9 protein-coding genes are annotated in these 13,066 nt (G+C 42.2%); 1 reads left to right on the forward strand and 8 read right to left on the reverse strand.

What is annotated here, in order from left to right; translation table 11 throughout:
• Positions 1–184: 184 nt before the first annotated feature.
• A complete protein-coding gene (gene ileS, locus KQI87_RS14930; RefSeq protein ID WP_216460808.1) occupies positions 185–3,340 on the reverse strand; it encodes an isoleucine--tRNA ligase in 3,156 nt (1,051 codons plus the stop codon).
• 704 nt (positions 3,341–4,044) lie between these two features.
• On the opposite strand from ileS, the gene KQI87_RS14935 reads away from it, so the two are divergent.
• On the forward strand, positions 4,045–5,283 hold the full coding sequence (locus tag KQI87_RS14935; RefSeq protein ID WP_216460809.1) for a D-alanyl-D-alanine carboxypeptidase family protein: 1,239 nt from the start codon (positions 4,045–4,047) through the stop codon (positions 5,281–5,283).
• Here KQI87_RS14935 and KQI87_RS14940 read toward each other — a convergent pair.
• From KQI87_RS14940 to KQI87_RS14970, 7 genes are all read right to left on the reverse strand, one after another.
• Positions 5,254–6,213: a 3'-5' exonuclease gene (locus tag KQI87_RS14940; RefSeq protein ID WP_216460810.1), complete on the reverse strand. Its 960-nt coding sequence runs from the start codon at positions 6,211–6,213 to the stop codon at positions 5,254–5,256. The genes KQI87_RS14935 and KQI87_RS14940 overlap by 30 nt on opposite strands.
• A gap of 35 nt (positions 6,214–6,248) precedes the next feature.
• Positions 6,249–7,199 carry a nucleoside hydrolase gene (locus KQI87_RS14945; RefSeq protein WP_216460811.1) on the reverse strand — a complete coding sequence of 317 codons (951 nt, stop codon included), beginning with the start codon at positions 7,197–7,199 and terminating at the stop codon, positions 6,249–6,251.
• 278 nt (positions 7,200–7,477) lie between these two features.
• Positions 7,478–8,026 (reverse strand): TIGR00730 family Rossman fold protein, encoded by a 549-nt coding sequence (locus KQI87_RS14950; protein WP_216460812.1) that lies wholly within the window; start codon positions 8,024–8,026, stop codon positions 7,478–7,480.
• A gap of 155 nt (positions 8,027–8,181) precedes the next feature.
• Positions 8,182–9,306, reverse strand: a complete 1,125-nt coding sequence (locus KQI87_RS14955) for a DUF362 domain-containing protein (RefSeq protein WP_216460863.1) — start codon at positions 9,304–9,306, stop codon at positions 8,182–8,184.
• A 229-nt stretch (positions 9,307–9,535) separates the two neighbouring features.
• Complete coding sequence (locus KQI87_RS14960; protein WP_253292549.1) at positions 9,536–9,790, reverse strand: DUF1292 domain-containing protein; 255 nt, start codon at positions 9,788–9,790, stop codon at positions 9,536–9,538.
• Positions 9,791–9,986: 196 nt separating this feature from the next.
• On the reverse strand, positions 9,987–11,669 hold the full coding sequence (locus tag KQI87_RS14965) for a phospho-sugar mutase (protein ID WP_216460814.1): 1,683 nt from the start codon (positions 11,667–11,669) through the stop codon (positions 9,987–9,989).
• 234 nt (positions 11,670–11,903) lie between these two features.
• Positions 11,904–13,016, reverse strand: a complete 1,113-nt coding sequence (locus KQI87_RS14970) for a U32 family peptidase (RefSeq protein ID WP_216460815.1) — start codon at positions 13,014–13,016, stop codon at positions 11,904–11,906.
• Between the last annotated feature and the right edge of the window lie 50 nt (positions 13,017–13,066).

The following is a 13,066-nucleotide window of genomic DNA, read 5'->3' on the forward strand; positions in this document are numbered from 1 at the left end:
CAATTTCCTCTCTGAAATCAGACTGTCACAGATAATGATACTCTTTTTTCGACAGTCTGTCATGTGTATAATTGCCGAATTTTATAACATTTTTTTGTTATCGTGCATTGCGAAAGTAGTATATTTCCTGTGAAATACCTGTAACTTATCAGTACCTTGTCAATAATTGATCAAATGTTGTCAATTACAGTTTCTTAACACCCATAGTTACTGCTTCTTTGTTGATGTTCCACTCTTTCACATAACCATCGGTCTCGCCAAGTACCATTTCGTCTGCAAGTACTTCTGACTTGATCTCATCTTCGTGTGCTTTCATGACATCCTGGATCTTGTCGTTTCCGTGAGCGTATACTACGATCTTGTCCATGACTTCGAAGCCGGCTTCCTTACGCATGGTCTGAATCTTGCTGATGATCTCACGTACGAATCCCTCTTCGATCAGTTCAGGTGTCAGGTTTGTATCCAGGACTACGGATGTTTCGCCGTCAGATTCGGATACATAGCCTTCTGTCTGTGCTGTTTCAATAAGAAGGTCTTCTTCTGTGAGTTCTACATCGTTTCCGTTGATATCCAGTTTCAGGACACCGTTGGTTCTCAGTTCGTTCATTGCTGCTGTTCCATTGATGTCTGTGAGAGCCTGTCTGATTCCTCCAAGGAGTTTACCGTATTTCGGTCCTACTGTACGAAGCTGTGGTTTGAAGCTGTAGGAGATAAAGGATTCTACATCATCTGCAAATTTCACTTCTTTGACATTCAGTTCGTCTGCGATGATGTCAGTGTAGAATTCACTCATTTTCTTCTCAGCTTTTACATACATGGTTCCAATCGGCTGACGGTTCTTGATGTTTGCTGTATTTCTGCATGCACGTCCGAGAACTACGATCTCAAGAAGTTCTTTCATATCTGCTTCGAGGTCTTTGTCGATCCATGCTTCGTTTACAGTCGGGAAGTCGCAGAGGTGGATACTTTCGATAGCATCTTTGTCTACGCTTCTTACCAGGTTCTGGTACATGTCTTCTGTCATGAACGGGATCATCGGAGCTGCTGTCTTGGCGATTGTTACCAGTGCATGGTACAAAGTCATGTAAGCGTTAATCTTATCCTGCTCCATTCCTTTTGCCCAGAAACGTTCACGGCTTCTTCTTACATACCAGTTACTCATCTCATCTACGAATTCCTGAAGTGCTCTTGCTGCTTCCGGAATCTTGTAGTTTGCCAGATCATTGTCTACTGCCTGAACAGTTGTATTTAATCTGCTAAGGAGCCATTTATCCATGACTGGAAGCTGGTCATAGTTCAGTTCATATTTGGTCGGGTCAAAGTTGTCGATGTCTGCATATAATACGAAGAATGCGTAAGTATTCCACAGTGTGCTCATGAATTTACGCTGTCCTTCCACAACTGCCTTGCCATGGAAACGGTTCGGAAGCCATGGAGCACTGTTGATGTAGAAGTACCATCTGATGGCATCTGCGCCGTATTTGTTCAGTGCGTCAAATGGATCAACTGCATTTCCTTTGGACTTACTCATCTTCTGTCCGTTCTCATCCTGGACATGTCCCAGAACGATTACGTTCTTGTATGGTGCTTTGTTGAAGAGCAGTGTGGATTCTGCAAGGAGTGAGTAGAACCATCCACGAGTCTGGTCTACTGCCTCGGAGATAAAGTTTGCAGGGAACTGCTGCTCAAATAATTCTTTGTTTTCAAATGGATAATGATGCTGTGCGAAAGGCATTGCTCCTGAGTCGAACCAGCAGTCGATAACTTCCGGTACACGGTGCATTTCTCCGCCGCACTCCGGACACTTCAGTGTGATCTCGTCGATGTATGGACGATGAAGTTCTACTGTCTTAGCTTTCTCGTCGCCGCTCATCTCGAATAATTCCTGACGGCTTCCGATAGAATGCATATGTCCGCAGTCACACTGCCAGATGTTCAGTGGTGTTCCCCAGTAACGGTTACGGCTGATACCCCAGTCCTGAACGTTTTCCAGCCAGTCACCGAAACGTCCTTTACCGATGCTCTCAGGGATCCAGTTGATTGTATTGTTATTTCTGATCAGGTCATCTTTGACTGCTGTCATCTTGATGAACCAGGATTCTCTTGCGTAGTAGATCAGTGGTGTGTCACATCTCCAGCAGTGTGGATATTCATGCTCGAATTTCGGAGCATCGAAAAGTTTGCCTTCTTTGTCCAGGTCTGTGAGAACCATCGGGTCTGCTTTCTTTACGAAAACGCCTGCGTATGGAGTCTCTTTTGTCAGGTTACCCTGTCCGTCTACGAACTGTACAAATGGAAGATCATAGTTACGTCCGATTCTGCTGTCGTCTTCACCGAATGCAGGTGCGATATGAACGATACCTGTACCATCGCTCATAGTAACGTATGTGTCACATGTTACGAAATGAGCTTTCTTTTTCTGTTTTGCTGCTGCTTCTCCTGCACATGCAAAAAGTGGCTCATACTCTTTGTGTTCCAGATCTGTTCCTTTGTAGGTTTCCAGAACTTCGTATGCTTTTTCACCTTCCTCTTTTGCAAGTTTGCCGAGGACTTTGTCCAGAAGTGCTTCTGCCATGTAATATGTGTATCCGTCTGCTGCTTTTACTTTGCAGTAAGTCTCATCCGGGTTTACGCAGAGTGCAACGTTGGACGGAAGTGTCCATGGTGTTGTTGTCCATGCAAGGAAGTATGCATCTTCACCGATAACTTTGAATCTTACAACTGCGGAACGCTCTTTGACAGTTTTGTATCCCTGGGATACTTCCTGTGCAGAAAGCGGAGTACCACAACGTGGACAGTAAGGAACGATCTTGAAACCTTTATACAGAAGTTTCTTGTTCCAGATTTCTTTCAGTGCCCACCATTCGGATTCAATATAGTCATCATAATAAGTTACATATGGGTGTTCCATATCAGCCCAGAAACCAACTGTGGATGAGAAATCTTCCCACATTCCTTTGTATTTCCAGACACTTTCTTTACACTGTTTGATAAATGGCTCCATACCGTATTCTTCGATCTGTTCCTTGCCATCCAGTCCCAGTTTCTTCTCTACTTCCAGCTCTACCGGAAGTCCATGAGTATCCCATCCTGCTTTACGCGGAACCATGTAACCTTTCATTGTACGGTATCTCGGGATCATATCCTTGATTACACGTGTAAGTACATGGCCGATATGTGGTTTACCGTTTGCAGTTGGCGGTCCATCGTAGAAAGTATAGGTTTCTCCCTCTTTTCTGTTTTCCATACTTTTCTCAAAGATATGGTTCTCTTTCCAGAATTCTTCTACTTTTTTCTCACGGTCTACAAAATTTAAGTTCGTATCAACTTTCTGGTACACAGTAATTTACCTCCTGTTTATATTATTTGTATAAGATGTCGAAAATATATGCCTGATAATCATATCCTCATCATTTACCGGCATCACTTAAGAACGAAAATAATCCTTCCATCTTTTTTGTTTCATTTTGCGAAGTTCTTTATGATACATCAGGGGTATCCTGGAACGAAATCAGATTCCCGTTAGCAGGAATCTCATCTCATTCCAGGATAAAACAAAAAAATCGCCCTTTTTTGTAAAAGGACGAAAGTTTATTTACGTTCGTTATACCACCAGTTACATTGTACGGGCATCTTAGCCGATACATGATCCGATAACGGCGGAATCACCGCCAGTTCTTATCTGCTGCTGCCTTGGGAACTGAAACTCCGGAGTGATCTTCCGCTGTATTTACTCACACCGGGCTTGCACCCTCCCCGGCTCGCTGAAGCTTTCTGATACAGTTTACTGTCTCCATCAACGTTTTTGTGGACTTATAATCTATTTAACTATGCGGATTTATTATAAGGTCTGGAATTTCACTGTGTCAAGTATTTTTTGGAATATTTAAGGTAACAATAAATTTTACATATCCATTGTAAATAATGATATAATAGGGTAGAATATTTTGTCCGGATATTATTGCAACACGGAATAACGACAGAAATATGCACCGGACTGAAATGAACAACCGATATGTATATTAATATGAAGGGTAATTTCAAATGTTTAATAAAAAATTTCATACGATAATAAAGCGTTCTCTTACCGGAATGCTCTGCGCAGGACTTCTGGTGTCCCAGCCTTCTGTCACTTATGCCACGGAGACTGATTCCGCCACTTCTGAGGTCGCTCATTCTGCGACTTATTCACAGGCTGCAGATACGGATTCCATAAAAGACTGGCCAACCGGTCCAAATATTGAGGGACAGTCTGCTGTACTAATGGACGCCGTGACCGATACAATCCTTTATTCAAAAAACGCAAATGATCAACTCTATCCTGCAAGTATTACCAAGATCATGACTGCACTTCTGGCATGTGAGAATCTGGATATGGATGATACACTCACCATGTCACAGGAAGCTGCTTACGGAATTGAGGCAGGAAGTTCCTCTATCTACGCAGAAACCGGAGAAGTATTTACTGTAGAACAGGCTCTGATGGCCCTGATGCTGGAATCTGCCAATGAGATGGCGCTTGCACTTGCAGAGAAAACCAGTGGTTCCGTTAAGAAGTTTGTTGAGTTGATGAATCAGAGAGCAGCACAACTCGGATGTAAGAATACACATTTCAACAATCCTAATGGTCTCCCTGATGAAACACACTATACAACTGCCAGCGATATGATGAAGATTGCCAAAGCCGCATGGTATAATCCAAGATTCCGTAAGTTTGTAACAACTCAGACTTATGAAATCCCACCGACAAATAAGCAGCCGGAAACCCGTTATCTGCTTAATCACCATAAAATGATGGCCGGACAGTCTTATGCCTATGACGGGGTTATGGGTGGTAAAACCGGATATACAAATGTAGCCGGCAATACACTTGTCACCTATGCCAAGAGAGGCAATTCCATTCTCATTGCAGTTGTATTAAATTCTACAAACGGAGCTTTCCCGGATACTGCATCTTTATTCGATTATGGATTTGATAATTTCGAAAAGGTAGATATGAACGTAGATGCCAATCCCACTCCTGTGAAATTTCTTCCCTGTGAGAAACATCTGTTAAAGGATAACGGAAACCGCTGTTCTTTCTATTATATGAGACATGTATATGTGACAGTTCCGGCGGGAACTGATGTAACCCAGCTTGTTAAAAAGCAAAAAACTCTTAATAATTCTGTTGGGCCGAAACGAATTAAAAGTAAATATTATTTTAATGACCATATGGTCGGCTATGGAATGCAATATGAAAAGGAGATCCTTTCAGATCTCCTTCTCGGCACTTCTTTTTAATTTTCGTCTAAGGCGGAGGACTTCTTTTCTTTCACGAAGTTCCTCCGCTTCTTCTGTATCTGTGAAACGTAATGTTTTCACGGCAAAATATTTCTCTTCCTCCGTTTTCCTGATACGTATCTTGCCTTTTACCAGACCATGCTCCTCACAGACGGACACGCTGTAATAAACTTTTGGATTGTTCATGAACCATCGCAGCTTTCTTTTTGCAGGCAAATGACAGATCGGACATCTGGTGCTTGTCACTTCGCGGTCTTTCATGACTCTCTCTCTTGTGGCAAATTCCCTGGATACATATTTGTCATGATCCGGATAGGAAATATGGATCTCATCTTTTTTCTTCTTCGGATTCTGGTATACGTCCAGAGACGGATGATTAATGATCATGATATTGCTTATTTTCTTCAGAACTTCTGCTGTATACCAGGCATCTGCAAGTGCCCGGTGAAACCCCTGCGACTTCTCTATCTTCAATTCATCAATCGCATGTTCCAGTGCACATCTGCGCTCACCATCATCGTAACTGATGCTGTACAATTTCTGTACATCATAATAAGTCACGGGACCTGGAAGCAAATCCAGCAACTTATAAAACTTCATATTTCTCTGAAGTTCCATCACATCCTGATTTCCCCATGTAAAAAAGTACCAGTCTTCTCCACACCAATCAAGAAATTCCCGGACCGCCTGTTCAAATGGCACACCTTTCATAAGGTCTTTGTAATCCACATGGATCACCTCATGAATACTGTCATGGATCCATTTATAAACCTGTGGTTTGATCAGTCTGTGAAAACTATCTGTAATTTCTTTCCTGCTGTTTACTTTTACAGCTCCGATCTCGATAATCTCAAATGGAAGTTTGTCGTTACGCGATTTCTTTCCCGCAGGATTCTGGTTCCATTCCAAGTCAAAGACAATATAGTTCATTAATCCGTTCCTTTTATATGCAGTTCAGCATCTTTTTATTTTACTTTCTCTCCCAGTTCATAAATTGCTTCTATAAGATATTCCTGGAATTTAGCTACATCCACATCCACAACTGCAATATTCTCTTCTGATTCTTCATACATCCACCAGCGGAAATCTACGATCGTTCTTCCTGCGGATACTCCATCAGAGCAGTCTACATCCAATGCCACTTTCTCTACCTTGAAGATTTCCGGATGTGTCAGATACATATATGGTACTGCATCATGAATGCTTACTTTTCCTCTGAATTTGTTTCCATTTGCCAGACTGTATCCTGTCATTTCACCACAGAATCTGGCAATCTTATTCTGAGACTGGCTGAGTTTCTGGATCTGTGAGCTTGTCAGCGCACATTTCTCTGTGACATCCAGTCCACACATAACGATCGGAAGACCGGATTTAAATACGATTCTTGCTGCTTCCGGATCTACATAAATGTTAAACTCTGCTGATGCTGTCACATTGCCTCCGGCTATTGCTCCGCCCATAAGAACAATCTCCTGAATTTTCGCTTTTACTTCTGGATAGATTTTAAGAAGTAAACCAATATTTGTCAACGGCGCTGTACAGATCAGAGTTACTTTCTCTCCTTCCGGAAGTTCTGTGAGAAGTTTCTTAATATAAAAGACTGCCATCTCCTTCTCCGGTTCTGCATCTGCTCTCGGGATTGTGCAATCTCCAAGACCATTCTTTCCGTGAAATTCGGATGCTGTCTGTAGCTCTCTGACAATAGGTTCTACCATTCCTGCTGCAACCGGCACGTTCAGTTTAAAAAGTGCTGTTACATCCAATGCATTTCTGGTTACTTTTTCAATTGTCTGATTTCCTGCTACTGTTGTCACAGCCAGAAGTTCAAAAGCTTCCGGATGTACTGCCGCATACGCAAGAGCGATTGAATCATCAATTCCAGGATCACAGTCCACAATAATTTTTCTTTTTTCCATAGTTTTCGTCCCCTTTGCATGTAATTTATAAATACCTTTTATCCCATTCACCTGTATCGGGTGTCTGTTTTATAGTATAACAGACAGAGATTTTACTGTAAACACCTGATATCCTGACGTAAAACGCAAGATATTGTTACTGTTCATTCCGTTCTCAGTAACAATCACATTATTACGCTTTTTATTCTTATCATATACAAAATCCCCGTAAACATAACTTTTTGCATTATGTTTACGAGGATTGCTATAATTCCATTCAACAATGTTGTATCGTTTCTTTACTTCTCTGCGCAATATTGTTCTATGTAATCGAAAATTTCTTCCGGTTTATCCATAAACTTACACATATCCAGAATCTTCGGTTCCATAAATTTCTCTTTGACTGTATGCTCCAGAAGCTGCTTCATCAGGTCATAATAGCCATTGATATTATAGAAAACAATGGCACGATCCAGACGTTTCAGACTTTTAAGTGTAAGAATTTCAAAGAATTCTTCGTAGGTTCCGATTCCTCCGGGAACTACAATGGTTGCCTGGGACTTCTCTTCCAGAAGATATTTTCTCTCTCGCATTGTTTCAGTCATGATAAATTCTGTGCAATGCTGATACAGAATGCCAGGTTCATCAAAGAAACGTGGGGCAATTCCCAGAAGGTATCCGCCTTCTGCATCCACACCTCTGGCCGCAGCTCCCATAAGTCCTGTCTCGCCGCCTCCGAATACCAGACCATGGCCACGCTTTGCCATCTGTCTGCCAAGTTCTTCTGTTTTGTCGTAATAAATCTGAGCCAATTCCGGGCTGGCTGCGCCATAGATGCAAATGTTCATTTCAAGAATCTCCTTATATTCTCATATAACAATATTATTATATAAATACTTCGTATCTGTTCAGCAGCTTCTCAGTTGACTACTGAATAGTCACAATATTTCTAATTACAGACGCCTTGATAAATTTCTGAATTAGCCTGAAAAATTAACTGCTATTATTTTATAACTTTCAGCTCATACTGTCTGGTTCCCAGTCCGACTTTCTCTGCCTGATCCAGTGTTGCCTGCCATTCAATGTTCGGGTTGGAATCTTTGAAATGGTCGTGGTGACAGTGCCAGTCAGGTTTTGCCAGATGTTCTCCAAGCTGGCTGTTCTCGATTGGAGTTGCTTTCAGACAGGCATCTGCACATGCCTGATCCAGAGCTACCGGGTCAAAGCTTGCGAACATTCCGATATCAGGAAGGATTGGTGCGTCGTTCTCTCCGTGGCAGTCGCAGTTCGGGCTGATATCCTGAACCAGAGCTACATGGAAATGTGGACGACCATGACAGACTGCCTGTGCATATTCTGCCATCTTACGGTCAAGGAGTTCGTTTGCACTGCTGTTTGGATTGTATACTGCGTCAAAGCTGCAAGCTCCAATGCAACGGCCGCATCCTTTACATTTATCATAATCAATGACTGCTTTTTTGTTCGGATATGTAATCGCGTCACTTCCGCATTCTTTCGCGCAGCGACGGCATCCACGGCAGAGTTCTTCGTTTACTGCAGGTTTTCCACTGGCATGCTGTTTCATCTTGCCGGCACGGCTTCCGCATCCCATTCCAATATTTTTCAGAGCGCCGCCAAAACCGGTTGCTTCATGACCTTTGAAGTGGCTTAAGCTGATAAAGATATCTGCATCCATGATCGCATGTCCGATCAGTGCAGTCTTGCAGTATTCGCCATTTACTACAGGTACTTCTACTTCGTCTGTACCGCGTAAACCATCACCAATGATGATCTGACATCCGGTTGTGATCGTATTGAAACCATTCATGTTTGCACAGTCCAGATGCTCCAGCGCATTCTTACGGCTTCCCGGATAAAGTGTGTTACAGTCTGTGAGGAACGGAAGTCCTCCCTGATCTTTACAGAGATCAGCTACTACTTTTGCATAGTTCGGACGCAGGAAAGCCATATTTCCAAGTTCTCCGAAATGCATTTTGATTGCTACGAATTTACCATCCATATCGATGTCTTTGATTCCGGCTGCAATGCAGAGCTTCTTGAGTTTGTCAAGCTGGCTGGTGCCTACCGGACATCGAAAATCAGTAAAATAAACAGTTGATTTTTCCATCATTTTTTCCTCCTGTTCTTATTGGTCAAGTTTAATTTTCTTTTCTATTTTATCACAAGAGACAAGTTCTTTTCGAAATATTTTTTATTTACATCTGCTCATAGAATTTTGTGGTTACTGTTCACACGCTACTATCCCGCGAGGTGTTTTGGCATGAATATGCCAAAATCCCGAGACATACAGCGCGAATTTATGCGATTAGCATAAATTCTGTGCATCGCGAAGCGTGTTACTGGGCACGGAGTGAACAGTAACATTTTGTCACTTTTTTGTATTCTGACGGTAAGGTGATCTGCTCTACCACAACATCTCCATCTTCGGCATTATGATAACGGTAGATATATACCCCCTCCTGAATTTCATCGCCCTCGATCAGAGAAACTGCCAGATATCCCTGTCCTTCAAATTCAAAAGTATCCATGATCGCAAAATCCCGTTCTGTTCCGTCTGATACCGGGATGCTGATTACTTCATATTCTTCCATAGTATGTTTTCCTTTCATTCATAAATGTTTTTATCTTTATTTATTTACAATATTTTTATTGTAACAAAGAGCATTTATCAAGTCAAAAAATATCATACAAATTTTTTTGAAGAATAAATCGCAAAAGAACGACTGCATCTCTACGAGCACAGCCGTTCCTGTTTAATACATTTTATTCAGTTCAGCTTGCAGCTGTTTATGCCATAATTGGTTTCAGTGCTTCTGCAAGCTTCTCTTTCTCAGCTTCTGCCTCTTCAAGGTTCTTGCCGAGAGTTGTGTAATAGATCTTGATCTTAGGTTCTGTTCCGGATGGACGAACGACTACAGTCTCACCGTTATCCAGTTTATAGATAAGTACGTTTGCTGCCGGAAGTCCTGTTTCTTCTGGTTTCTTGTAATCTGTTACTTTGACGATCTGATGACCAGCGATCTCTGTGAGAGGTTTGTCGCGAAGTCCCTGCATCAGAGCTGACATCTTGTCCATTCCGCTTAATCCCGGGAATTCAAAGCTGTCTACTTTATTAAGGTAACGTCCGTACTGTGCATAGATTTCTTCCAGTCTCTGTTTCAGAGAGCTTCCGATGCTTCTGTAGTATGCTGCCATTTCGCAGATCAGCATGGATCCGATAACGGCATCTTTGTCACGTACATATGGACCTGCAAGGTATCCGTAGCTCTCTTCGAATCCGAAGATGAAACGGTCTACTTCACCTGCTGCTTCAAGCTGTGCGATCTGATCGCCGATCCACTTGAATCCAGTAAGTACGCTTCTGAGTTCTACACCATAATGCTCTGCTACTGCATCTGCAAGTGGTGTGGAAACGATAGATTTAACTGCTACCGGGGTCTTTGGCATTGTGCCTTTTTCGATACGGCCTGCACATATGTAGTCAAGGAGAAGAACTCCTACTTCATTACCTGTTACCAGTTCATAGGAACCGTCCGGGCATTTCATTGCGATACCAACACGGTCTGCATCCGGGTCAGTTGCAAGCATTAAGTCTGCACCTGTTTCTTTTGCAAGGTTTAATCCTAATTCAAGGGCTGCAAAGATTTCCGGGTTCGGATAGCTGCAGGTTGTGAAGTATCCGTTCGGATATTCCTGTTCCGGAACGATTGTGATATCTGTGATTCCGATATCTTTTAATACCTGAGTTACAGGTACAAGTCCGGAGCCGTTTAATGGACTATAAACTAATTTCAGGCCAGCTGTTTTGCATAAGCCTGGACGAACCTGGCGGGACTCGATTGCTTCATAAAGTGCCTGTTTGCAGTCATCACCTACGAAACGAATCAGACCTTCTTCTACACCTTCTGCGAAAGACATGTATTTCGCACCTGTGAGTACGTCTGTTTTCTGGATTTCATCGTATACAATTGCTGCTGCATCGTCTGTCATCTGGCATCCGTCAGGACCGTATGCTTTGTATCCGTTGTACTTAGCCGGGTTGTGAGATGCGGTTACCATGATACCTGCGTTGCATTCATAATAACGTGTTGCAAAAGAAAGTGCCGGTACAGGCATCAGTGCATCATAAATTCTTACTTTGATTCCGTTTGCTGCAAGTACGCCTGCTGCGTTCTTTGCAAATACGTCGCTCTTGAGACGGCTGTCATAGCTGATAGCTACTGTCTGGTTTCCGCCCTGTGTTTTTACCCAGTTTGCCAGTCCCTGTGTTGCCTGACGTACTACATAAATATTCATACGGTTTGTTCCGGCACCAAGTACTCCACGAAGTCCTGCTGTTCCGAACTTCAGTGCTACTGCGAAACGATCTTTGATCTCTTCATCGTTTCCTTCGATCTTGGATAATTCCGGATTGAGGTCTGCATCCTGCAGATCTGCTGCCAACCAACGTTTGTATTCTTCTTGATACATTTTGACCACTCCTGCCCTGTTTTTTTAGTATATATTGTATATATTAGCTTAATATAGTTCCATCATACCATAATTTAAATCAATCAGCAACAAAACAGGGAAATTTAAGTTAAGTTTTCTAACGGTTTCTATCGAGGTTTTTGGAAATAGTTCTTCCTTGATGAATTATGATTTTGTTAATCTTTTCAGTAGTGATTTTCCTTGCAAATATTGTATTTCTGATGTTGGTACAGGTTATCTGTAGTAGCAATTTTCACTGCATCCATTTGGAAAAATCGTCTGCTTTATTTGCTGCTGAAATATTTTCTCATTATTCTGATCCTGCTGGAGATTCTTGATATTTCTATTCAGAATGTCCAGTACCCGTCGGAGGTTACGGATGTCCTTTTCCATGAAATCTGTGTAGTTGCCTCTGCCTACCAATTTCAGATGGGTGATGCCGGCTTTTTGCAGCTGATAAAGGGCACATAGACCGCATCCGGTTTCACCACATAGATAGCCTGTATCATCGTATCTCTTAAGCCAAGTTTCATCTTCTAAAATATCTTCCACTTCTACAGACTCCTTGTCTGAAACTTCTGACATCTGCCAGCTATGCCTCTCGCCATTAACTGATTTACACTCATTTATCTTATCAAAGTCACTGCTATTGTAATCACTTGCGTACATACATAATCTGTCTTTTTTTGCTATCTTTTCCAGATGATATGGTACTCTGCAAAGATATCCCATTTCATCACAATGAAGAGAATTGCAAAATGCACCGCTGAACTGACACATTTCGTTGAGAATAAATGCTTCGAATTCTGTCTGCGCCCGTTCGCCACCTGCCAATTGTTCTGCATGGATTACTGACTGCATGTCTTCGAAAGTATTCTTCCTGTGAAATATAACGCGTTTGAGTTTCTGACGCTGTAAAACATCGACCATACGGCTGTTTATTTCCCCGGTCTCTCCGCTTAGGTGGATGTCGCAGTCAGTTCCGTGATTTCGCAGATATAGAATTAGTGCCGGATCTGCTATGATATAGCTGCAGAATCCCAGTTTCATGCAGTTTTGAATGATTTCTGCTATTTCTGGATATTGTTGTGGGATATAATATAGAGAATTAAATGTCAGATGGACTGGTTTTCTGTATTTCTTTATCATTGCGGAAAGTATTTCCAGTTCACTGTAGGAGCCAAGCTGGACATTGTAGCAAAATACTTCCCGCCTGTTTAACGGCATCACTGTGCCATATTTTTTTGCCCAGGAATAAGGGACGTAACCGCAGAAAAATTCGTCTGCGCCAGCTTCTGCGAATCGAATGTATTCATCTATTGAGCCTAAGCCTGCTGTGATTTTCATGATTCTTTTTCCTTTTCTCCAAGATTTTTTTAGACATTATTTACCAAACG

Source organism: Blautia sp. MSJ-9 (assembly GCF_018919065.1).
GTDB lineage: Bacteria > Bacillota > Clostridia > Lachnospirales > Lachnospiraceae > Blautia_A.

Excerpts from the sequence above, each read along its gene's own strand:
- KQI87_RS14935 (WP_216460809.1), top strand. The coding sequence starts at position 4,045 with ATGTTTAATAAAAAATTTCATACGATAATAAAGCGTTCTCTTACCGGA.
- KQI87_RS14940 (WP_216460810.1), bottom strand. The coding sequence starts at position 6,213 with ATGAACTATATTGTCTTTGACTTGGAATGGAACCAGAATCCTGCGGGA.
- KQI87_RS14945 (WP_216460811.1), bottom strand. The coding sequence starts at position 7,199 with ATGGAAAAAAGAAAAATTATTGTGGACTGTGATCCTGGAATTGATGAT.
- KQI87_RS14950 (WP_216460812.1), bottom strand. The coding sequence starts at position 8,026 with ATGAACATTTGCATCTATGGCGCAGCCAGCCCGGAATTGGCTCAGATT.
- KQI87_RS14955 (WP_216460863.1), bottom strand. The coding sequence starts at position 9,306 with ATGGAAAAATCAACTGTTTATTTTACTGATTTTCGATGTCCGGTAGGC.
- KQI87_RS14960 (WP_253292549.1), bottom strand. The coding sequence starts at position 9,790 with ATGGAAGAATATGAAGTAATCAGCATCCCGGTATCAGACGGAACAGAA.
- KQI87_RS14965 (WP_216460814.1), bottom strand. The coding sequence starts at position 11,669 with ATGTATCAAGAAGAATACAAACGTTGGTTGGCAGCAGATCTGCAGGAT.
- KQI87_RS14970 (WP_216460815.1), bottom strand. The coding sequence starts at position 13,016 with ATGAAAATCACAGCAGGCTTAGGCTCAATAGATGAATACATTCGATTC.